Consider the following 19,100-nt stretch of genomic DNA (forward strand, 5'->3'; position numbering starts at 1 on the left):
CATCCCCGCCGCCCGTTCCTGCCCACCCGCACTGCTCCACAGGAGAAGTCCATGTCACGAGCCTCCGACCTTCCCGTCTCGCCCCCCGTTTCGGCTTTTGATCGGTATTTCGAAATCACCAAAACCGGCTCGAACATACCGCAGGAAATCCGCGCCGGAATCACCACCTTCCTCACCATGAGCTACATTCTGTTCGTCAATCCGCAGGTGCTGAGCAGCGCCATCAAGATCGATAACGCCTTCGTGCAAATCTTGATGACCACCGCCATCGCCGCCGCTTTCGGTTCGCTGGTGATGGGCCTGATCGCCCGCTATCCGTTCGCGCAGGCTCCGGGCATGGGACTGAATGCTTTTTTTGCCTACACCGTGGTGCTGACTCAGGGCATTCCGTGGCAAACGGCGCTGGGCGCGGTGTTTATCTCGGGAGTGCTGTTCGTGGTGCTCAGCGTTGTGGGCGCTCGGCAGGCCATTGTCAAGGCCATTCCGCTCAGCCTCAAGTTTGCGATCACGGCGGGCATCGGGGCGTTCTTGGCCTTCCTCGGCCTCAAAAATGCTGGCATCGTCGTCACCAACCCCGCCACCTTCGTGGCGATGGGCCGCTTGGTTGACCCGACCGTCTGGGTGGCGCTCATCGGCCTGATCATCTCGGCGGTGCTGCTGAAGCGCAAAGTCACCGGCGCGATTCTCTACGGCATTCTGATCACCACCGTGATTGCCATCATCAGCCGCGCTCCGGTGTATGCGGGCGGCCCCAAAGGTGCGCTGCAAGCTTTCCCCGGTTTTGAAGGCAAGATCCTCGGCATCTTCGCCACCCCGATCTGGCCTTCGGGTTTGGTCGGTCAACTCGACATCGGCGGCGCGGTCGGCTTAGGGCTCATCAGCGTGGTGTTTACCTTCTTCTTTGTGGACTTCTTCGACGCCACCGGCACCCTGACTGGCCTGGCCCAGCGCTCCGGCTTTCTGGACGCCAACGGCGATATGCCCCGCGCCCGCCGCACCTTTGCGATGGACGGCTTGGCGGCGATGTTCGGCGCGTTCATGGGCAGTTCCACCACCACCGCTTATGTGGAGTCGGCCTCCGGCATCGGCGCAGGTGGGCGTACCGGCCTGACCGCCGTGACCGTCGGGGTGCTGTTCCTCCTGAGCATGTTCATCTGGCCACTGGCCGCCGCGATTCCGGCTGCCGCCACCGCTCCGGCGCTGATTTTGGTGGGCGCGATGATGATGGAAGGCGTGATTCACGTGGACTGGGAAGACATGTCCGAAGCGCTGCCCTCGTTTCTCACCATCATCCTCATGCCGCTGACTTTCAGCATCGCCAACGGCGTCAGCCTCGGCGTGATCAGCTACTGCCTCGTCAAAGGCCTCAGCGGTGAGGCCCGCAAAGTCAGTCCGATTTTGTACGGCGTGGCGGCGCTGCTGATTATTCGTTACATCTGGCTGGCGGAGGGTTGAGCATGACGAATGAAATGAACGGCGTGACGCTGAATCACCCCGAAGCGCTGGCCTTACTGACTTGGCTAGACGAACTGCACTTGCAAGTTCCCGCTGCTGCTGATCCGGCTTTGCACGCGGCTATGGCCAAACTGCGCTCGGCCAAGGGTCAGGAAGCTGAACTCGTGGAAGGCTCCGGGCGGGTGTACGATCTGAGTCCAAAGAGTAAGTAACCTCAACCACCCACGCAGCGCGGGCCTGTTCTCAGTAGAGGAAATAGGCCCGCGCCGTTTTGCTTTTCCATACATCGTAGATTTAGCTATCACTATCACTATTCCGATTTTTCAGCTAAGATAATGCTGACATGAATTTACATCGACGCAACACCGTGAGGGGCGCTCTGGCTGGCGTGGGTCTGATTTCTCTACTCACCGCTTGCCCGAGGCCAACGCCGCCGCCGCCCTACGCCTCCTTCAATTTGACCTTCAAGTTTCCGCCGCTGCCCGCTTCCGCCAACTTGGGTAATACCTACCTCGCCGCCATCGCTTTTGACGCCGACACCGGGGCCATCAGTGTGGTCAACAGCCAGTCACTCGGGTACGGCGCTCCGGGCGGCTCTCAAAGTAACACCGTACAGCTGAACTTGTACGGCCTCGACGGACTGCTGAACGGCACGGTCTACGGTCAAAAAGAAGCCAAGAAAATCAACTGCTCTCAGGCCTTTGCCAAAGGCGAAGCCGACGGTATCAAGGACATCAAAGTCACGCCGGAAGGGGCCAAGACCTGCAACGTCTACTTCGTTATCTTCGAGGACAAAGACGGCAACCGCTCGCCGAGCAACGCCGAAGAGATTTATATGACCCACGACATCGTGAGCTACGCCAGCAGCCCCTTGACGTTCAGTTACGGCAGCGAAGACGGCCATTCTGCGGTGAGCGGCAGCCGCAACAAAGGCTGGTCATTGGTGCGCCACCAAGTTTTGCAGCCGACCAGCACGCCGGGTCAGTACTTGGTCAGCATGAACAGCGCGCCCGCCGAAGATCAGGCTATTGCGATCAACATGCACGTCCCCAGCGCCTTTTACACCAGCCAGAGCTTGCCCAGCGCCCAGCTTGGCGGGAGCCAGAAATGAAAACCACTTACGCCGCTTCTGCTTTGCCGCTGCTGCTGCTGGGTAGCCTGCTGAGTGCTTGTAGTCAGAGCAACGCCGCCACCGGAGGCCGTCCCGAACTGCCCACCGCCAGCGAAGTGCGCCACCCCGCCGCGCCCAAAGGAGCGCCCGTGTTCCTGAGCTTGCTGACCGAAGGCAATGTCAGCTTGTACCAAGTGGGTGTCAAGGAAGACGCCACTTCCACCAGCGTCAATCCGCTGGCGCTCGGCGACGGGTACAAGGGCCGCACCGTGCCGATCAGCGAGGCGCTGCCCGCTGACGCGGTTGACATCAAGGTCAGCGACGCCACCGCCAAAGTCGTGCTGCTGCACTGGGTAATGTGGCAAGACAAAAACAACAACGGCTCACTCGACGGCGGCGAGAGTTTGCCGCTGCTCAGCCACGACCGCGTGGTCTACGCCGATCAAACCGTGAACGTGACGTTTCAAACCCTGAGTCCCGATATGGTTCAAAAGTGGAACTTCGCCCAGGGCTGGAGCCGCGCCGCCCACTACGTCTACAAACCGCTGGACACCCAAACCTACCGCCGGAGCTTGGAAACCAACGGCCTGAGCCGCTTTGAACTGCACCAGCCCACGCCCCTCACCAGTATGTAATTCAAGTCTGCCTGAACGCCCCACTGCAAGGTGGGGTTTTTTGTTGCTGCCGTAGTGGCTCTGCACCCAGTCCAAAATTTTGAACTGAGACGCGGGTCAGGGGCTTTTTTGCTGTCTGTGTAGGCCCTTGTCCTTTTGCTGCCGGTGGTTCAAGTCACGGCAGACACACCAAAATGTCAATTTATTTTTAGAATTTGACCTTAATCCTTTCGCGGCAGAGTTGACACAAGGCTTAATGTCTGCTTAACTCACTTTAATATTTAGCCAACTAAGTATTCCGTATGTGGCAAATTGCCGCTGTGGCGTTTCGCTCTATCCCGCAAGCTTAGCGGGATTTGGGGGGCCTAGTCATGACTAAAATCGCTCGTTCACCGTCCGCCGTTCACCCCGTCGATGAAATTTTGCCGGCCCAGAACATGATCGCTTTTGGCCTCCAACACGTGCTGAGCATGTACGCGGGAATTGTGGCGGTGCCGCTTGTGCTGGCCAGCGCCCTGGGACTTCCCAGCAGCGACGTGGTGCTGATTATTGGAGCCAGCTTTTTTATGTGCGGCGTCGCCACTTTGATTCAGACGCTCGGCTTCGGCGTGTTTGGGGCCAAACTGCCCATCGTGCAGGGCACCACCTTCGCCTCGGTGGCCACCATGATCTTGATCGGCAAGCAAGCGGGGCTGCCGGGGATTTTCGGCGCGGTGATCGCGGGCGGGCTGTTCACGGTGCTGGCCGCGCCGTATTTCTCGCGCCTCCTGCGCTTTTTTCCGCCGGTGGTGGCTGGCACCGTCATTACCATGATCGGCGTCTCTCTGTTGCCGGTGGCGATCAAGTGGGCGGGCGGCGGCGTGCCGAGTTTGCCGACTTTCGGTTCACCCAGTAACCTCGCACTGGCCGGCATTACTCTCCTCATCGTGCTGCTGATCACCCGCTTCGGGCACGGCTTCGTGGGCCGGGTGGCGGTGTTGCTGGGTCTGGTGATAGGCACTGTGATCGCCGCCGCCGTGGGCAAAGCCGACTTCTCCGGCGTGGCGAACGCGGCTTGGTTCGGCTTCTCGGTTCCGTTTCACTTCGGCACGCCAACCTTTGCCCTGGTGCCGGTGCTGTCGATGATCATTGTGATGCTGGTCGTGATGGTAGAAACCACCGCCGATCTGCTGGCGATTGGCGAGGTCGCCGGCAAAGAAGTGGACGCCAAAACGGTGGCCAATGGCCTGCGGGCCGACGGGCTGTCTACTGCGCTGGGCGGGATCTTTAACGCTTTCCCCTTCACTGCCTTTGCCCAAAATGTCGGTTTGGTGCGCTTTACCGGCATTAAGAGCCGCTTCGTGGTGGCGGTGGCAGGCGTGATTTTAATGATGCTGGGCTTTTTGCCCAAACTCAGTGCGCTGGTCTCGGCCATTCCGCTTCCAGTGCTGGGCGGCGCAGGCTTGGTGCTGTTCGGCAGCGTGGCGGCGGCGGGCATTCAGACGCTGGCCAAGGTCAATATGGCCGACAACCGCAACTTGATTATCGTGGCCATCAGCATCGCGCTGGGCGTCATTCCGTCCACCGTGCCGAACTTTTACGCCCAGCTTCCCGATCAAGCGCGTTTGTTTCTCGACAGCGGCATCACAGCGGCCAGCTTATCGGCGATCTTGCTCAACATCCTCTTTAATTTGCTTAGCACAGGCCGTGAGCGCCTGTCATCCACGGCGGAAGTGGCCGCCCACGCGCCGCAAGTGGGCGACATTCACTAACGCTAAACACCATCCACTCAAATGCCGCCCGAAGTTCAGAGGGCGGCATTTTCACATTTCCCCTTGTGATTTCCATTCCAATCTGTTATGCTATAGACGTAATTGAGGTAAAGATATTAAGATATGGACTCAAGGAGGAACCGATGCTCTACCGTCACGGCGATGTTCTGGTTCAAAGTGTTTCTGAGCAGAGTGTCTCTGATCTGCCTGCCGCCCACCCCCGCCCCGGCGTTACGCTGGCACGCGGCGAAGTCACCGGCCACAGCCACCGTTTCCGAGACGCGGCGAGCGTGCAACTCTACACCGTCGGTGCAGACACTTACGCGCAGGTGCTGGCCGAAAGCGCCGAGCTGATTCACGAAGAACATGCCACCATCACCTTGCCGCGCGGCCTTTACAAAGTCTGGATGCAGCGCGAATACAGCCCCGAAGCCATTCGGCGGGTGCTGGACTGATGCTGGCCAGTCTGGGTACAGGTTCGCTCAGCGCGGCGCAGGCGAAAGAGGTGATTCTGAGCGGCCAAGTCGGCGGCCCGCTCAGCTTCCGGGGGCGCTTGGATTTATCTGGCGAAAAGAATCTGCGCTTGCCCGATCACCTCAGCGGCGACACGCTCGACATCAGCGGTACCCAGCTGAGTGCTCTGCCCGAACACCTCCAAGTCGGCGAGCTGATCGCCAAAAACCTGCCGCTCAGTGAGGTTCCGGCCAGCTTGCGGGTGCAGTTCCGGCTGACACTGGACGGCTGCGCCCGCTTGCAACACCTTCCCCAAAATCTGACGGTCGGTTCGCTGAGCTTGCAGGACTGCCTCTCTCTGGAGACGCTCCCAGAAGGTCTCAACGTCTGCTTTCTCAACGTGAGCCGCTGTGAAGCGCTTGTCAACTGGCCCCGGCAGGCCGAGGTGCGTTTCGGGCATCTGCTGGCCCGCGATTGCCTGAGCCTGCGCGGTCTTCCGAGCTGGCTGAACCAACTGGCCCAGCTCGATCTTTCGGGTTGCCGGGGCGTTACGGCGCTGCCGCCGCACCTCAAAATCAGCGGCTGGCTGGACGTGGCGGGCAGTGGCCTGACTGCTCTCCCAGCCCAGCGGCCCGCCTTGCGCTGGCGCGGCGTGCGAATCAGCGAGCGGCTGGCCTTTGAGCCGGAAACCATCAGCGGCGTGGAAATCGTGGCCGAGCCAAACACCGAAGTGCGCCGCGTGATGATGGAGCGGGTCGGCTACGAGCGCTTTTTGGACGAAGTCGGGGCGCGAGTCCTCGACCGCGACACCGATGCGGGCGGCGAACGGGTGCTGGTGCGGGTGGAGTTGCCGGAAGACGAGCCGTTCGTGGCGGTGTGTGTCAGTTGCCCGTCGACGGGGAGGCGCTACACCCTGCGCGTGCCGCCGACCATTACCCGCGCTCAAGCGGCCTCGGCGTGGCTGGCGGGCTTTGACGAGCCGAGTCTTTATCGGCCAGCGGTGGAAGCGTGAGCGGTGGAGGCATGAAGCTGCTGAGCGCGTGTCAGATACGCTTCCAGCCCCCCAGACTCGGCCCACCCGCCTGAGTCGGGAATGCGGGCCAGCAAGCCCTCGCCGTAAATATCCGCTGCGCCGAGTTCCGGCAAATGCACATACCCGATGTGGCATTCGCAGCTTGAGCGGCTGCATAGGCGGGGCCGCAGCAACTCGCGCACGTCCTGAGCGTAGATGTTGCCCAGAGGCCGCTCGATAAAGTGGCAGCGGCGAGCGGTGCCGTCGCCGTCCACGCTGATGACGCTCTCGCCCGCGCCGCAAGCATGGCCGCGCGTGCGGTAGCGGCGGGTATTGACTTCAAACAGGGGATCGGCAGCGCTTAGACGCGCCAAGTCAGGGGGTGAATAGTAGCTCTCCCCCACCTTGAAGGCGTTGACCCACAAATAAATTTCTGGCGGCAAAGCGGCCCTCAGCGCTTCTATTTCGCCGAAGTGGCTTTTCTTGCCGACCACGCCGACGCTGTAGCGCACACCCAAGGTGTCGAGCTCCGCACACTTGGCCAGAAAGCGCTCGCGTTTGACTTCATTCGGGTGGTAGGTGGCCCACAACCCAATTTTGCTGCGCTCAGCATGGCCCAACCAAGCCAGCGAACCCGACAAGTTGGTTTGAATGGCCAGTTGCCGGATGTGCGGCGCGTGGCTGAGCCGTGTCAGGGCGGCCTGATAACGTGGCCTGACCAGCGCTTCGCCCCAGGGCGTGAACAAGATGGACAAATCAAACGGTTGCGCTTCGGCCCAGCTGATGAAGCGTTCCAGCGCCGCCGCGTCTGCCGCGTGTTCTGCCGCCGTCTCGGTGTGCTTGGCGAACGGGCAATAGGGGCAAGCGTAATTGCAACTCGAAAGCGGGCCTCTGTAAATCACGGAGAGGTGACTTACCTCCACTGGTAGTCCTCGCTCAGTGCACGCACGGCGGGCGAATACAGCCACGGCCCCAGCGCGTCTGATTGCTCCAGTCCGGCGGGAGTGAGGATCAACCGACCCGTTTGCCAGTTTGCCAAGCCGAGTTCTGAGAGTTCGGCAAGTTGCGGAAAGTCACTCAGCGCCTCGCTGCCGAACTCGCGGGCGTACAGCGCCGCGTCCAGTCCAGAAAAGTGCAGCAGCGATTGAAGCGCGAACCTGCGCCGCCGCTCGTCTGGGCTGAGCTGAATGCCGTGCGTGATAAAGCCAAACGATTCGGCAGGCCGCGCCACGTAATCGGCAATGATCTCGCGCACCCCCACCGCGCCCACCGCGTATTCGCTGGAATAGTGCAGTGACCGCGTGTACGAGCGAGCGCCGCAGCCGAGGCCCACCATTCCGTCGAGCTGACAGGTGTATTCAGGTTCGGATGTCAGTGGTAGAGCGGATTTCTGGAATCGGCGCATAGAAGTCTGCGTGTAGCCGCTGGAGAGCAGAAATTCGCGCCCCAACTGGTAGAGTTCCAGCCGCTCGTCGTCCCAGGTGCGGCCCAGCCGTCCGATGCCGGTCAGCGGGCGCACGTACAGCGGGTACAAAAACAGTTCTTCCGGCGACCACTCCAGCGCGGCTTGCAGCGAGGCCAGCCAGGTTTGCGGCGTTTGGTGGGCCAGGCCGTAAATCAGATCTATGTTCAGCCCGCTCAGGCCAGCGGCGCGGATGTTGCCCAGCGCCCTCAGGACTTCTGCCGTGCGCTGGGCGCGGCCCACGCTCCGAACCTCGGCTTCGACAAAACTCTGCACGCCGATGCTGACGCGGCTGACGCCCCTTTCAGCCAGCACTTGCAGGCGATCTGGGGTGGCGGTGGCGGGCGAGGTCTCCACGCTGGTCGGCAGGCCCGCCACGCCAAACTGTCTGTCCAGCACCCCAAATACCCTTTCCAAGTCGCCCGCTTCCAGATAAGTCGGTGTGCCGCCGCCGAGAGCGACTTGCGAAAAAGTGGCTCCGCCCAGCTCACGGCTGACCACTTCGGCTTGGCGTTCCAGCGCGGCGAGGTAGCCCTGCTCCAAACTGAGTGGGGCGTTCACAGTCGTAAACAGATTGCAAAAGCCGCAGCGCATTTCGCAGAAGGGAATGTGCAGATACAAAAACAGTGCCGAGCGGTCTTGGGTGGCCCACGCCTCCGAGAGTTTGATCGGCGGGTCAAGCGGGCGGTAAGCGGTTTTGTGCGGGTAAGCGTAGGTGTAGCTCTGGTAAGGCCCGCCGCTGAGCAGATCAGGCAGGGAGGCGGTGGCGGCGGTCATGCCTTAGTTTGCCGCAGCAACGTCTCGGCGTAAGGCACCGTCCACACCTTCGGATGGGCCAGTCGGTGGCCCCAGTAGCCGTCGTCTCCGAAGCAGGTGCCGTGATCGGCGCACACGATCAGCAGCGTGTCGCCGCGTACTTGCAGCGCCGCCAGCAAAATGGGCAGCGCCGCGTCTACCGTTCTCAGAGCTGCCCGCTGACTTTCTGGCGAGTCTCGCTTTGCTCCCGCCAGATAAAAATGCGTTGGTGTATGGGTGGCAGCCACATTCAGCAGCAAAAAGACTTTTTGTTCGGGTGGCTGGGCGCTCAAAGCCGCCGCCGCTTTGTGCATCTGAACCGAGGCTGAATCGGGATTTTTGACGCCGCTGGCGGGCGACCAGTGCGCTTCATCAAACAGATCGGGCAAGACGCTGCCCAGCGCCGAGCGGCCATTGAAAAAGCCCACCCCGCCGACGCAGAGCGTGCGGTAGCCGCGTGCCGAGAGAGCAGCGGGCAGCGCCGCTTCGTCGAAGGTGAAGGTCTGGGCCGAGGTGCTGCGGCTGCCTTCAAAGCTGGCCGCAAAGAGGCGCGGATGCCGCCCCGGACGCGCGGGCGTCGGCAAGAAGCCTGATAAAAAAGCGTGGTGAGCCGCGTAGGTAAAGCTGCCGGGGGTGTGCCGCTCTTCCCAAGCGCCGCCCGGTAAGAGAGCTGCCAAGTTCGGCGTTTCCCCGAGTTCGAGCGCCCGCACGGCCACGTCAAAACGCAGGCTGTCCAGCGTGACGAGCGCCACGTTGCATGTTCCAATCAGCTCACGGGCGGGCAGCATTAAAGCGGCCCCAGTGCGGCTAGCTCCGCCGCGTAAGTGTCTTGACCGTCCACCAAAACGCCCCGGTGATAATCGCCAAAAGCGTTGACTTCCAAGACCGCGTGGCGCTTCCAATTCGGGGTCAGCAGCACGTCCACGCCACCGTAAAGTGCGCCGGGAAAGGCGGCGAGGGCAGCTTGACAGGTTTCTTGTACTGCCGCCCAGCGCTCCTCACCCACTGCTGCCAGCAGAGCCGCCACGTCGCCGCGCTGATTGCCACCGTGCTTGTTGCCCAAATGCAGATTGGTGATCGGCCCCTGCGCCTGCCTGACCAAAGTGTGCCGCGCCCGTCCGCCGATAACCACCACCCGCAGATCGATGCTGCCGCCGCCGCTGTTCTCGGTTTTGGCGACGTTGGCTTTGGGCAGCCAGCGCTCCACGTGCAGGCGCTGCGGAGCGAGAGCGTCGATCAGCTCGGCCACTTCTGCCCAAGTATGGAGCCGCACCAGCCGCCGCGAGTTGTAGATCCGCCTGCCGTCTCGCCGCACGGTGGTCACGGCGCTGACCCGTTTGCCCTGCCACTGCAAGGCCACCGCTCCCGACGCGCTGGAGCCGTAAGCCAGCTTGACGAACACCCGCGACCAACCACGCTGCCCAGCCGCTTCCAGCAACTCGTCAAACGAATGCACCTCCGGCAGCGCGTCCGGCACGGCCACGCCCGCCGCTTGCAAACGGGCGTGGGTGGCGGGCTTGTCGAACATGGTCAGGATGTGGTCGGTGACGTGCATTCGGCTGTGCGGCGGGGCGCTGCTGAGATCGGCGTCGAGCTGCTGCAGCACGGCGCTGAATCCCGCGTACCAAGCGGCTGAGTCGGCCAGTTCGCCTGCCGCGAGGTCTGCGGGCTGGCCGCCGCCCAGCTCAATCAGGGCCAGTTCGGTTTCTATATCCTCACCAGTGGATTCAAACCGCACCACGCTGCCTCGGCGCACTTCATCCGCCAGCTTCACCTGCCCCGCCAGCAAGTCGAGATACGAAATTACTTGTGCTGGGGGCCAGCCGAGGGCGCGCAAGCTGTCCTGAAAAGCGCGGGCGCGGCGGCCCTGCGGCGGAGCGATCAGCAGCACGTCACGGAGCGGGGGATTCACGGAAGACCTGTCGTCAAAACGGCTTCATTCTCCCAGCGCCACGAACCGCCAATCGTCTTCCTCGTCTTGCTGCTCGGAGGCGTCCACTTCAATCGGCAGGGCTTCAAGCTGCTGCATCATCTCGGTGCTGCAAAAGTGGTGGCTGACATCCAGCTTTTTGAGGGTTCTGACGCGCTCGCTGCCCAGCAAAGCCGCTGCGCCCTCGTCGGTCAGCACACCGAGCGACAGGTCGAGCGTTTCAAGCTGATCCAAAATCGGGGCGTGGGCGAACATCTGGGCGATCTCGTCTTGGTGGTCGCTGTTTTTCAGGCCCAGATACTTGAGCGCCGGAAAGCGCTGGCCGTCCAGCAGCGGTGTCAAATCGTCGGCGGCGTTGGTGGAGCCGTACTCCTCGGTTCCCAGATACAGCTCCAGATGCTCCAGCTTGGGCAAGTTGGCCGTGACCACTTCGCGCACCACTTCGGCGCTGAGGCCGCCCGCCTGAACAGTCAGCTCGCGCAACTGGGGCAGCGAAATTTGGCCGAGGCTGAGGTTGTTGCCGCCGCGAATGCCCAGATGGGTGAGCTGTGAATAAGCGCTCAGAATCGGTGAGAGGTCGGCCTGCACGATCCACGACACCTCGTTTTCCTCGTAGGTGATGTCACCGATAAACAGCGCCCGCAAACGGGGAAGCTGGGCGTGGGCAGCCACCAGCGCTTCCACCATCTCGTCGGGGGCCGCGTCCTCGCCCGCTTCGGCGCTCCACATCCCGACCACCAAGCCCTGACTGTTTTCCACGTTCGGCAAAGTCAGAAACGCCCGAAACTTGTCCGTCCAGCTCGTTTCCTCGTCGTACTCCACGCTGATGCGGTGAATGGTGGTCGCCGTGTCGCCCAGCGGCTGCCCGGGTTCCCAGGGCGTGACCTGCAAGCCGCCGAATTTGCTCAGGTGTTCGCCAATCGTCATGGCTTCAGTTTAGCCAAGAAGCGGCGCTATGGTGAGGCTATGGCCCGCTCTCAATTCGCCGACTGCCCGCCTTTTTACGCCCGCTACGTTGACCTCGCGCCGGAAGATGACGTGCTGAGCGCCATGCAGGTGCAGGCCGACGTGACCCGTCAGGCCATTTTGGGGTACGCAGACCGCCCCAGTTTCCGTTATGCGCCGGGCAAATGGAGCGTGCGGCAAGTGGTGGGCCACATGGCCGACACCGAGCGGCTATTCGGCTTCCGGGCGCTGTGGTTTGCCCGCGCCGACCCCGCGCCGCTGCCCGGCATGGAGCAAGACGGCTGGATGGCGGCCAGCGACTTCGACGCGGTGAATCTGGAAGAAGTGCTGGCCGGATTTCAAGCGGCGAGGGCGAGCAATCTCCTGCTGCTGCGCCAGCTCACCCCCGACGCTTGGTCGCGGCGCGGCGTTGCCAGCGGCCATTCCTTCAGTGTGCGGGCGCTGGCCCATATCCTGTTGGGACACGAGCGGGCGCACCTGCAGGTCTTGGCCGAGCGTTACCCGTAAAGCGCTTGCGCTCCGCTCCGGCGGTTATCCATGGGTGTGGCCCTCGCCCGTATGGGCCAGCCGGGTGAGTTCAGCTTTGTCGAAGGCCACCACGGTTCGGCGCTCGATGTTGATGAGGCCCAAGCGGTAGAACTCGCCCAACTTGCGGCTGACCAGCTCCGGCACGGTGCCGAGAAGGGCTGCCAGTTCGCTGTTGGTGGGCAGAGCGTGGGGCGAGTCGGCGTGCGCCAGCAGATACACGGCGAGGCGCTCGCTGAGTTCACTGAAGACGAGGCGGTCAATTCTCGACAACAGCTCGGCCTGCTTGCGGGCAAAAGCGGCGATTACCGACTGGGCCAGATCCGGCGCATGGAAAACTGCTTGCCGCACCGCTTCAATCGGCAGCAACAGCAACTCGGTGGGCGACTGAAGCGCTTGCGCGTAAGCTGGATACCTGGCCTGATTTTGAAAGGCCGCCACTCCCGCCACGACTTGCCGGGGCCCTTCGACGTGCAGCGTCAGCTCACGTGTTCCGCTCCGTGCCAAGCGGTAAACCCGCACGCTCCCTGCGCTGACGATGTGCAGCGATTCGGTCACGTCACCAGCGTGAAAGAGCATGTCTCCACGCTTCAAGCTGCGGAAGCTGCCCAGCACTGCCAAGGGGCGCAGGACTGCGGGCTGCGCTCCACCAAACATCACTGTTCGGCTCAGCAACTCAAGGGCGCGTTCACTCACAGCGCTTATGCTGCCACACCGGCAAGCCAAAATGGTTTCAGGGGTTGATTGACTGGCCCAGCGGTTGATCAACTCGTTGGTGAATCAACTCAGCGGTGGATCAACGTCACCACTACACTGCTGTCTTGGGTGGCGAGCAGCGACAGCGGCTGGTCTCCATCGTGGGTCAGGATTTCGGCGGCCTTGAGCGTGCGGCTCTCTTCAGCCGTCACCTCGACCTGACCGCTCAGCACCGTGACGACCACCTGAGCGCCGGGATGCTTGTGGGTTGGTACGCCCTCACCCGCCGCAAACGTGAAACGCAGCACCCGGCCATGTGGGGTTGCGGTGATGACCTGCGGAGACTCGGCCCGCTTCACGGCTTATCCAGGGGTAGGGTAGCGAAGCGCTCCAGATTGACGCGCATTCGGCTGGCCATCTTGAGAAGCGCCTCGGCTTCGGGCGGGTCAAGCTGCTCACGTAAAGTCTTGTCCCAAAGCGCCAGCCAGCGCTCAAAATGCTCGGCTTCCAGGCCGTGGCCTTGGTGGGCTGGCCCGGGTTGGCCCCGGTAAGTGCTCGGCCCGCCTGTCGTGGCCCGCCAAAAGCCTTCGAGGCGGGTCATGTGTACCGGCCAGCCGTCTTTCGGAAAGGTGCCGAGTTTGGCACGGAAGACGGGCGCGAGCAGCTCGTCTTGCATTACCCGCTCGTAAAAAAGCCACAGCACTCGCCGCAACGTGATTTCACCGATCTGGTCAAACAGACGGCCTGCCACAATGGGTGCAGTCACCATAACGGGCGCAGTCATGTCATCACCGCCGCGCCGCACAGCACCAAGCCTGCCGTCAGCGCCGTGTGGGTGGCCCAGCGCGGCGGCGGGCGCTGCTCACTGCGTGCCTGAAGCACATGCCATCCCACCAGCGAGACCATCAGCAGCAGCGCTCCAAATTCGGTGAGCAGAGCCGCCGAGAAGCCTCCCTGCCAGCCCTGAGCAAAAATGATCAGCGCCAGCCCCAGCATCAGCGGCCCCGCGACGCGGGCGTAAGCCTTACCCACACTCGTCCGGCGGGCGCGGCGTATCTGCGCGTCTGGAAAAAAATCTGAAAACGCTGGACTGACAATGAAGGTCGTAAACACATACATTCCCATCCACAGGCCCACCAGCAAGACATTGACGGCTTCCAAAACATTCATCGAGGCTCCTTACTTTTTGGGAAATGGGTGGTGGTTGGTGATCACGTGGGTCACCCCTCCAATCTGATCAGCTTTGCTTTGCTTGTCCATGACCTAAGTCAAGGTCGCCGGGGCAAGGGTGGAAGGTTTACCTGCACGGTCAAAAGAGAGATTCCTTTTTGACCGTGCGAAGGGTGTCGCTTTGCCCAAGAATCAACGGGAGTGGAAGAGAGAGAGCATTTGAGAGGATGGCTGAGCGTGCTTCTTGCTCAGCCATCCTCTCAAATGCTCTAGTAGCGCGGCAACCACAGCCGCCGAAATGGTTGAAATCTAGATGCTCTCTCCCACCGCTCGCTGGCGGGCTGCTTGGTAAGCGCTCAGGCCTTCAGCAACGTCCACTGCCGCCACCGCTTGCCCGCTGGGAGCCAGCGCCGTCATGACCGCCTGCACCGAGCCGTACAGTCCGGCAGCGGGCATGGCCAGCATCGCCGCGCCCTCGGCAGCGCCGGGTTCGCGGGCAGTTTGCTGCACCTCTAACCCCAGTGCCCCCGCCACCAGACCCAGCCAGAAGGCGCTGCGAGCGCCGCCGCCGGTCGCGAGCAAAGTTGTGAGGCCAGACAGTGGCCGCATCACGTCATATGTGTCGGCCAGCGCGAAGGCGGTGCCCTCCAGCAGCGCTCTGACCATCTGCGGACGGCCATGCGACAAGCTCAGCCCGCTGAAACTGGCCCGCAGATCAGGGTTCATGTGGGGGCTGCGCTCGCCCGACAAAAACGGCAAAAAGGTGACGCCCTCAGCAGACTGAATTCCGGCGGCTTCGTCCAGTAGGGTTTGGAAGGGCGTCTCGGGGGCCAGCTTGTCACGGAACCATTGCAGCGCTCCCGCCGCGCTGAGGGTCACACCCAACAGGTTATACCCGCCGTCGGCATGGGCAAACGAATGCACGCGCCCCAAAGGGTCGGGCGTCGGCTCAGCGAGAGGCGCGAACAGCACCCCGCTGGTGCCGAGGCTGACGCTGCCGAGTTCCGGCCGCCCGCTGGACAGTCCCAGCGCCACGCCCGCCGCCGCGTTGTCGCCGCCGCCCGCGATGATGGGTAGGCCCGCCGGAAGGCCGGTTGCGCTGGCCATCTCCGGCAAAAGCTGGCCGACCACTGCCCACGATTCCACCACCTCGGGAAACAGATCGGCGTCCAGCTTAAGAGCGTTCAGCACGTCTTTATCCCAAGTTTTGGTCGTCAGATTCAGCGCCCCAATGCCCGAAGCGTCGGACGGCTCGGTGCGGGCCTGTCCGGTCAGCAGGAAGCCGAGGTAATCTTTGGGCAGCAGCACGCGGCGCACGCGGGCAAAGTTTTGCGGTTCGGCGGAGCGCAGCCACAGCAGTTTGGGAAGCTGAAAGCCGCTCACGGCCCTGTTGCCGGTACGGGCGATCAGCTCGGCGCGGGGAATGGCAGCTTCGATTTCAGCCACCGCCGCCCCGGTGCGCTGGTCATTCCACAGCGGCGCGGGGCGAATCACGTCGCCCTCAGCGTCCAAAAAGACCGCGCCGTGCATCTGTCCGCTGAGGCCCAAGGCCAAGGGCGTGTGACCCGCCCCCTTAAGCTGAGCGCTCACGTCGCCCAGCGCTTCCAAAGTCGCCGCCGCCCAGTCTCCAGGGCGCTGCTCCGTCCAGCCGGCTTGGGGGGTGAGCAGCGGATAAGGCCTGAGGGCCTGCGCCATTACCTCGCCCGCCGCACTCAGCGCCACCACCTTCACGCCGCTGGTGCCGAGGTCTAGGCCCAGCACCACGTCCAAACCAGTAGGCATCAACGCATTCCCAAAATCAGATCAATGGTGAGCTGATCGAGGTGCTCCAGGCCGGGGCCGCGTGCGCCCAGCGCTGAGCGGTCAAAGGTGCGATTCTTGAGGGCTTGTGCGTTCTCAGGGCTGAACGTTTTGCTGAGCGCCTCCAGTTCGGTGTCCTCCACCCGGTAGGCGCTCAGCGCCGCTTGAATCTCACTGTCGTCGTTAAATTGGCGTGCTTTTTCCTTCAGCATCAGGTCGGTTCGCATACAGCCCCTAGCAAACGCCCACACGCCTGCTTCATCCTCGGTTCTCAGGACGTAGTCAGTGCGCCCGGGAAGCACCTTTGAGACTGTCGCGGCGCTGACCCCAGCGGCGGCGGCCACTTCCTTGATCCTGATCTTCATGGCCGCAGTGTTTCACACCCGGAGCGCGGCGGGTGCCGGTTCCGACTGGCGGCGGCCCTGACTTGAGCCGTTTCAGGCTTGACGGGCGTCCAGTCGGCACTTACCCTTAAGCATCGGTTAAGTCAGCTCCAGTGAGGGCGTGAACCGCCTGAGACCTACTCCAAGGCTCTGCCGCCGCTTTGCTTTGTCTTCGATGCGAGGTTGCCCATGCTTACTGACCCTCTTCAGCCCAGTGCCGCACTGCCCGAACGCTCGCCCAGTGGCAGCGCTTGGCAAGAACTCCTGCCGCCCATGAGCGCCCACGAAGCATTGGTGGAAGCCAACCGCTGCCTGTACTGCTTTGACGCGCCGTGTTTGCAGGCTTGCCCCACCCACATTGACATTCCCACGTTCATTCGCAAAATCAGCACCGAGAATTTGCGCGGAAGCGCCCGCGTGATTTTGGAAGCCAACTTTCTGGGCGGCACCTGCGCCCGCGTTTGTCCGGTGCAAGAACTCTGCGAGGGGGCCTGTGTGCTGGGCGCAGACCACACTCCCATTCAAATTGGACGTCTCCAGCGTTACGCCGTCGATCACGTGCAGGAACGCGGCGTGCAGCTCTTTAGGGCCGGAGCACCGACTGGCAAAAGCGTGGCGGTGGTGGGCAGCGGCCCCGCCGGAATCAGCGCCGCCGCTGAACTCGCCAAAGCGGGACACGCTGTGACGTTGCTGGAAAAACGTGAGTTGGCCGGCGGGCTAAGCAGCTACGGCATCATCAGCTTGCGCGAACCGCTGGAAGTCGCCCAGCGCGAAGTGGAGGCGCTCAAAGCGCTGGGCGTGGAGGTGCAGACCGGGCGCGAACTCGTTGGCGCAGTGGATCTGGACATTTTGCTGGCCGAGCACGACGCCGTGTTTTTGGCGCTGGGCCTCGGCGCGGTTCCGGCGATGGGCATTCCCGGCGAGGAGCAACTCGTTGACGGACTGGCTTTCATCGAGCAGGCCAAGCTCGACCCACTGGGCTTGCAGGTCGCCCAGAGCGTGGTGGTGATCGGCGCAGGCAACACCGCCATCGACGCCGCCACCATGGCCCGCCGCGCCGGAGCCGAGGTGCAGATAGTTTACCGCCGTACCGAGCGTGAGATGACCGCCTACCGCCACGAGTACGAGTTCGCGCTGCATGAAGGCATCGGCTTTACCTTCCTGACTCAGCCCATTGAAGTGCTGAGCACAGGCGGCAAGGTGACGGGTCTGAGATGTCTGAAAATGGCGCTGGCCGAGCCGGATGCTTCAGGCCGTCCGCGCCCTCAACCTGTACCCGGCAGCGAATTTGTCATCGAGTGCGGTACGGTGATCAAAGCCATCGGACAGGAAAAACCGGCTCTGGCCGCAGCGCTGGGCCTGGAACTGGCGGGCGGTTACATCAAGGTGGACGACGGCCTTGAAACCAGCTGGCCCGGCGTGTATGCGGGCGGCGACTGTATCCGTGTGCGTGGCAGCGCCAGTACGGTCATGGCCGTTCAGGACGGCAAGGTGGCGGCAGCGGCCATCAGTGAGCGGCTTTTCACCAAACAGCTCAGTGTCGAGCCAGCCGTAGAAAAGCTCTGAATTACGTAATTCAGAAGAGGTCTCACGGTGTGCTGTGTGGCTCAGCCCGCCGTTCAAACAGCACTGCGTACTGTTGACGGCTGCTTCTCGGCTCGTAGCTGTCCAGCCAGCCCTCAGCGCCTTCTATCCAGGCGTGGCCCGTCACCGCGCCCGCCTCGCGGCGTACTCCGCTGACAAACACCGCCGGATATCCGCGCCGCACCAGTGTGCGGTAAATTGCCAGCGCACGCGGCAAGCAGTCGCCTGCTGAGGAAGCGTAGAGGAGGCGGGTCAGGCGGCGCACGCCCGCGATGAGGCGCAGCTCTTCCTTGGCGCTCAGCGGAGGCTGACCTTGTGCCAGCGGCCAGCCTTCCAGCAGACGCCTTGGATCGGTGTGGCGCTGACGGTACACCGCCCAGACATCTGGCAGAGTGCCGAACAGCATTCTGGGCCAGTCGCGTACACGCCGTAGTTGGCGCGGCCCCCACAGCTTGCGGCCATCTCGCTCGGCGGCCCAGCGGAGTTGGCGGGCGGCGGCGGCGTCATCGAGGCGGAAAATGCCTTTCCACGGATCGCACACGGCTAGATAAGCCCGCCAAGTTCGAGTCAGGCCCAATTCATCGGCGCGGCGCTCAAGCTGCTGGGGCGTTAGGGCGAATCTGTCTTTCAGCGCCCGCAAATCGGGGTAGTCGGCGGGTTTGCAAAATCCTGCGTCACCTGTCCAAGCGCGGGAAACCGCTAAATGCAGCGCCATGTCGGGCGGCGCAGGGACGCGCACCTTGACGCCTTGCCATTCGGTTTCTCGGCTGGCTTCCCAAAGCTGTTGGGTCAGACGCTGCAACCTCCGACGTGATCCATTCGTCCATTCGGCGGCGTAGCGGTGAACATCCAGCCGCACCTGCCGGTCAGGGCTGTACAAGTGGGCCAGTTCGTGCGTCCAGTCTTGTGGTCGCTCCGAGTGGCCGTCATCGTGCCAGCCCAGCGCCACGGCGGCCGCCTTGGCACGCGGCAAGTCAGCTTCGTGAATCAAAATATCCACGTCGCCAAAAGGCCGCAAACCCGCATGTGGATACACCAGCTCGCTGAGGGCAAAGCCTTTCAGCAGCACGCTGGGCATGCCCGCTGCCTGCCAGGCCGAGAGCATGGCCTGCATCTGGCGGCGAATCCTCATGCTGCGGGCCAGCAAAGCCAAGCGGCTGGGTTGCAAAGCGGCCTGTGCCGGATGCTCAGCGCTCAGGCGAGAGGCGACTTCTCCGGTGAGGCCGGCTTGCTCTAGGAAAGGCACGTCGGCGGGCCGCACATCCGGCGGAGTTTGAACGAGCAAATCGGCCAAGCGGACGGCGACTTCGGGCCAGGATTGAGTGGGCTGAGATTGACTGGGAAGGGGTTGAGTGGAAAAAGGCATCGGCTCCTCCATGTGCAGCATAACCAA

General features: G+C 62.7%; 21 protein-coding genes. 9 read left to right on the forward strand and 12 right to left on the reverse strand.

The annotated features are described in order from the left end of the window. The first annotated feature begins 51 nt into the window (after positions 1-51). The 7 genes from FNU79_RS02785 (at position 52) to FNU79_RS02815 (ending at position 6,396) form a co-directional block, all read left to right on the forward strand. The gene (locus FNU79_RS02785; RefSeq protein ID WP_143719388.1) at positions 52-1,455 is read left to right on the forward strand and encodes an NCS2 family permease; all 1,404 of its coding nucleotides are present in this window, start codon (positions 52-54) and stop codon (positions 1,453-1,455) included. Positions 1,456-1,457: 2 nt separating this feature from the next. Further along, positions 1,458-1,667: a hypothetical protein gene (locus tag FNU79_RS02790; protein WP_143719389.1), complete on the forward strand. Its 210-nt coding sequence runs from the start codon at positions 1,458-1,460 to the stop codon at positions 1,665-1,667. A 131-nt stretch (positions 1,668-1,798) separates the two neighbouring features. Then, positions 1,799-2,566 (forward strand): hypothetical protein, encoded by a 768-nt coding sequence (locus FNU79_RS02795; RefSeq protein ID WP_143719390.1) that lies wholly within the window; start codon positions 1,799-1,801, stop codon positions 2,564-2,566. Continuing rightward, positions 2,563-3,201 (forward strand): hypothetical protein, encoded by a 639-nt coding sequence (locus tag FNU79_RS02800; protein WP_143719391.1) that lies wholly within the window; start codon positions 2,563-2,565, stop codon positions 3,199-3,201. The genes FNU79_RS02795 and FNU79_RS02800 overlap by 4 nt, the downstream gene beginning before the upstream one ends. Positions 3,202-3,551: 350 nt before the next feature. Next, entirely contained in the window at positions 3,552-4,931 is a 1,380-nt protein-coding gene (locus FNU79_RS02805; RefSeq protein WP_124874314.1) for a nucleobase:cation symporter-2 family protein, read from the forward strand. A gap of 143 nt (positions 4,932-5,074) precedes the next feature. Continuing rightward, on the forward strand, positions 5,075-5,386 hold the full coding sequence (locus FNU79_RS02810; RefSeq protein ID WP_143719392.1) for a hypothetical protein: 312 nt from the start codon (positions 5,075-5,077) through the stop codon (positions 5,384-5,386). Then, the gene (locus tag FNU79_RS02815) at positions 5,386-6,396 is read left to right on the forward strand and encodes a DUF6745 domain-containing protein (RefSeq protein ID WP_143719393.1); all 1,011 of its coding nucleotides are present in this window, start codon (positions 5,386-5,388) and stop codon (positions 6,394-6,396) included. The genes FNU79_RS02810 and FNU79_RS02815 overlap by 1 nt, the downstream gene beginning before the upstream one ends. Here FNU79_RS02815 and FNU79_RS02820 read toward each other — a convergent pair. The 5 genes from FNU79_RS02820 to FNU79_RS02840 are packed head-to-tail and all read right to left on the reverse strand — an operon-like array spanning position 6,372 to position 11,510. Continuing rightward, positions 6,372-7,298 (reverse strand): STM4011 family radical SAM protein, encoded by a 927-nt coding sequence (locus FNU79_RS02820; RefSeq protein ID WP_263862360.1) that lies wholly within the window; start codon positions 7,296-7,298, stop codon positions 6,372-6,374. The genes FNU79_RS02815 and FNU79_RS02820 overlap by 25 nt on opposite strands. An 11-nt stretch (positions 7,299-7,309) precedes the next feature. Continuing rightward, the gene (locus tag FNU79_RS02825; protein ID WP_143719395.1) at positions 7,310-8,635 is read right to left on the reverse strand and encodes an STM4012 family radical SAM protein; all 1,326 of its coding nucleotides are present in this window, start codon (positions 8,633-8,635) and stop codon (positions 7,310-7,312) included. After that, the gene (locus FNU79_RS02830; RefSeq protein ID WP_143719396.1) at positions 8,632-9,441 is read right to left on the reverse strand and encodes an STM4013/SEN3800 family hydrolase; all 810 of its coding nucleotides are present in this window, start codon (positions 9,439-9,441) and stop codon (positions 8,632-8,634) included. The genes FNU79_RS02825 and FNU79_RS02830 overlap by 4 nt, the downstream gene beginning before the upstream one ends. After that, positions 9,441-10,565 carry an STM4014 family protein gene (locus FNU79_RS02835; protein ID WP_143719397.1) on the reverse strand — a complete coding sequence of 375 codons (1,125 nt, stop codon included), beginning with the start codon at positions 10,563-10,565 and terminating at the stop codon, positions 9,441-9,443. Before FNU79_RS02835 ends, FNU79_RS02830 begins: the two co-directional genes overlap by 1 nt. Positions 10,566-10,589: 24 nt before the next feature. Beyond that, positions 10,590-11,510, reverse strand: coding sequence for an STM4015 family protein (locus tag FNU79_RS02840; RefSeq protein ID WP_143719398.1), 921 nt, complete (start codon positions 11,508-11,510; stop codon positions 10,590-10,592). A 39-nt stretch (positions 11,511-11,549) separates the two neighbouring features. Here FNU79_RS02840 and FNU79_RS02845 point away from each other — a divergent pair, with 39 nt between their 5' ends. Continuing rightward, on the forward strand, positions 11,550-12,056 hold the full coding sequence (locus tag FNU79_RS02845) for a DinB family protein (RefSeq protein WP_143719399.1): 507 nt from the start codon (positions 11,550-11,552) through the stop codon (positions 12,054-12,056). Between the two features lie 24 nt (positions 12,057-12,080). Here the strand turns inward: FNU79_RS02845 and FNU79_RS02850 are convergent, their stop codons facing one another. The 6 genes from FNU79_RS02850 to FNU79_RS02875 all read right to left on the reverse strand — a co-directional run bounded on the left by FNU79_RS02850 (position 12,081) and on the right by FNU79_RS02875 (position 16,105). After that, complete coding sequence (locus FNU79_RS02850) at positions 12,081-12,770, reverse strand: Crp/Fnr family transcriptional regulator (protein ID WP_225429840.1); 690 nt, start codon at positions 12,768-12,770, stop codon at positions 12,081-12,083. A gap of 89 nt (positions 12,771-12,859) precedes the next feature. Beyond that, on the reverse strand, positions 12,860-13,129 hold the full coding sequence (locus tag FNU79_RS02855; protein ID WP_143719400.1) for a cupin domain-containing protein: 270 nt from the start codon (positions 13,127-13,129) through the stop codon (positions 12,860-12,862). After that, positions 13,126-13,554 carry a group III truncated hemoglobin gene (locus tag FNU79_RS02860; protein ID WP_225429841.1) on the reverse strand — a complete coding sequence of 143 codons (429 nt, stop codon included), beginning with the start codon at positions 13,552-13,554 and terminating at the stop codon, positions 13,126-13,128. The genes FNU79_RS02855 and FNU79_RS02860 overlap by 4 nt, the downstream gene beginning before the upstream one ends. Then, on the reverse strand, positions 13,551-13,940 hold the full coding sequence (locus FNU79_RS02865; RefSeq protein WP_143719401.1) for a hypothetical protein: 390 nt from the start codon (positions 13,938-13,940) through the stop codon (positions 13,551-13,553). The genes FNU79_RS02860 and FNU79_RS02865 overlap by 4 nt, the downstream gene beginning before the upstream one ends. A gap of 309 nt (positions 13,941-14,249) precedes the next feature. Continuing rightward, positions 14,250-15,722, reverse strand: a complete 1,473-nt coding sequence (xylB, locus tag FNU79_RS02870) for a xylulokinase (protein ID WP_185974584.1) — start codon at positions 15,720-15,722, stop codon at positions 14,250-14,252. Beyond that, positions 15,722-16,105 (reverse strand): LacI family DNA-binding transcriptional regulator, encoded by a 384-nt coding sequence (locus FNU79_RS02875; protein ID WP_143719402.1) that lies wholly within the window; start codon positions 16,103-16,105, stop codon positions 15,722-15,724. Before FNU79_RS02875 ends, xylB begins: the two co-directional genes overlap by 1 nt. A gap of 207 nt (positions 16,106-16,312) precedes the next feature. Here FNU79_RS02875 and FNU79_RS02880 point away from each other — a divergent pair, with 207 nt between their 5' ends. Then, positions 16,313-17,689 carry an NAD(P)-dependent oxidoreductase gene (locus FNU79_RS02880; protein WP_143719403.1) on the forward strand — a complete coding sequence of 459 codons (1,377 nt, stop codon included), beginning with the start codon at positions 16,313-16,315 and terminating at the stop codon, positions 17,687-17,689. 22 nt (positions 17,690-17,711) lie between these two features. On the opposite strand, the gene FNU79_RS02885 is transcribed toward FNU79_RS02880, so the two are convergent. Next, positions 17,712-19,073, reverse strand: coding sequence for a lasso peptide biosynthesis B2 protein (locus FNU79_RS02885; protein ID WP_185974585.1), 1,362 nt, complete (start codon positions 19,071-19,073; stop codon positions 17,712-17,714). Positions 19,074-19,100 lie beyond the last annotated feature (27 nt).

Origin of the sequence: Deinococcus detaillensis (genome assembly GCF_007280555.1) — a bacterium.
Classification (GTDB): Bacteria; Deinococcota; Deinococci; order Deinococcales; family Deinococcaceae; genus Deinococcus; species Deinococcus detaillensis.

Coding starts and splice junctions, on each gene's coding strand:
- xylB (WP_185974584.1), bottom strand. CDS start 15,722: ATGCCTACTGGTTTGGACGTGGTGCTGGGCCTAGACCTCGGCACCAGC.
- FNU79_RS02805 (WP_124874314.1), top strand. CDS start 3,552: ATGACTAAAATCGCTCGTTCACCGTCCGCCGTTCACCCCGTCGATGAA.
- FNU79_RS02830 (WP_143719396.1), bottom strand. CDS start 9,441: ATGCTGCCCGCCCGTGAGCTGATTGGAACATGCAACGTGGCGCTCGTC.
- FNU79_RS02790 (WP_143719389.1), top strand. CDS start 1,458: ATGACGAATGAAATGAACGGCGTGACGCTGAATCACCCCGAAGCGCTG.
- FNU79_RS02880 (WP_143719403.1), top strand. CDS start 16,313: ATGCTTACTGACCCTCTTCAGCCCAGTGCCGCACTGCCCGAACGCTCG.
- FNU79_RS02785 (WP_143719388.1), top strand. CDS start 52: ATGTCACGAGCCTCCGACCTTCCCGTCTCGCCCCCCGTTTCGGCTTTT.
- FNU79_RS02865 (WP_143719401.1), bottom strand. CDS start 13,940: ATGAATGTTTTGGAAGCCGTCAATGTCTTGCTGGTGGGCCTGTGGATG.
- FNU79_RS02845 (WP_143719399.1), top strand. CDS start 11,550: ATGGCCCGCTCTCAATTCGCCGACTGCCCGCCTTTTTACGCCCGCTAC.
- FNU79_RS02875 (WP_143719402.1), bottom strand. CDS start 16,105: ATGAAGATCAGGATCAAGGAAGTGGCCGCCGCCGCTGGGGTCAGCGCC.
- FNU79_RS02860 (WP_225429841.1), bottom strand. CDS start 13,554: ATGACTGCGCCCGTTATGGTGACTGCACCCATTGTGGCAGGCCGTCTG.
- FNU79_RS02825 (WP_143719395.1), bottom strand. CDS start 8,635: ATGACCGCCGCCACCGCCTCCCTGCCTGATCTGCTCAGCGGCGGGCCT.
- FNU79_RS02885 (WP_185974585.1), bottom strand. CDS start 19,073: ATGCCTTTTTCCACTCAACCCCTTCCCAGTCAATCTCAGCCCACTCAA.
- FNU79_RS02810 (WP_143719392.1), top strand. CDS start 5,075: ATGCTCTACCGTCACGGCGATGTTCTGGTTCAAAGTGTTTCTGAGCAG.
- FNU79_RS02800 (WP_143719391.1), top strand. CDS start 2,563: ATGAAAACCACTTACGCCGCTTCTGCTTTGCCGCTGCTGCTGCTGGGT.
- FNU79_RS02795 (WP_143719390.1), top strand. CDS start 1,799: ATGAATTTACATCGACGCAACACCGTGAGGGGCGCTCTGGCTGGCGTG.
- FNU79_RS02840 (WP_143719398.1), bottom strand. CDS start 11,510: ATGACGATTGGCGAACACCTGAGCAAATTCGGCGGCTTGCAGGTCACG.
- FNU79_RS02815 (WP_143719393.1), top strand. CDS start 5,386: ATGCTGGCCAGTCTGGGTACAGGTTCGCTCAGCGCGGCGCAGGCGAAA.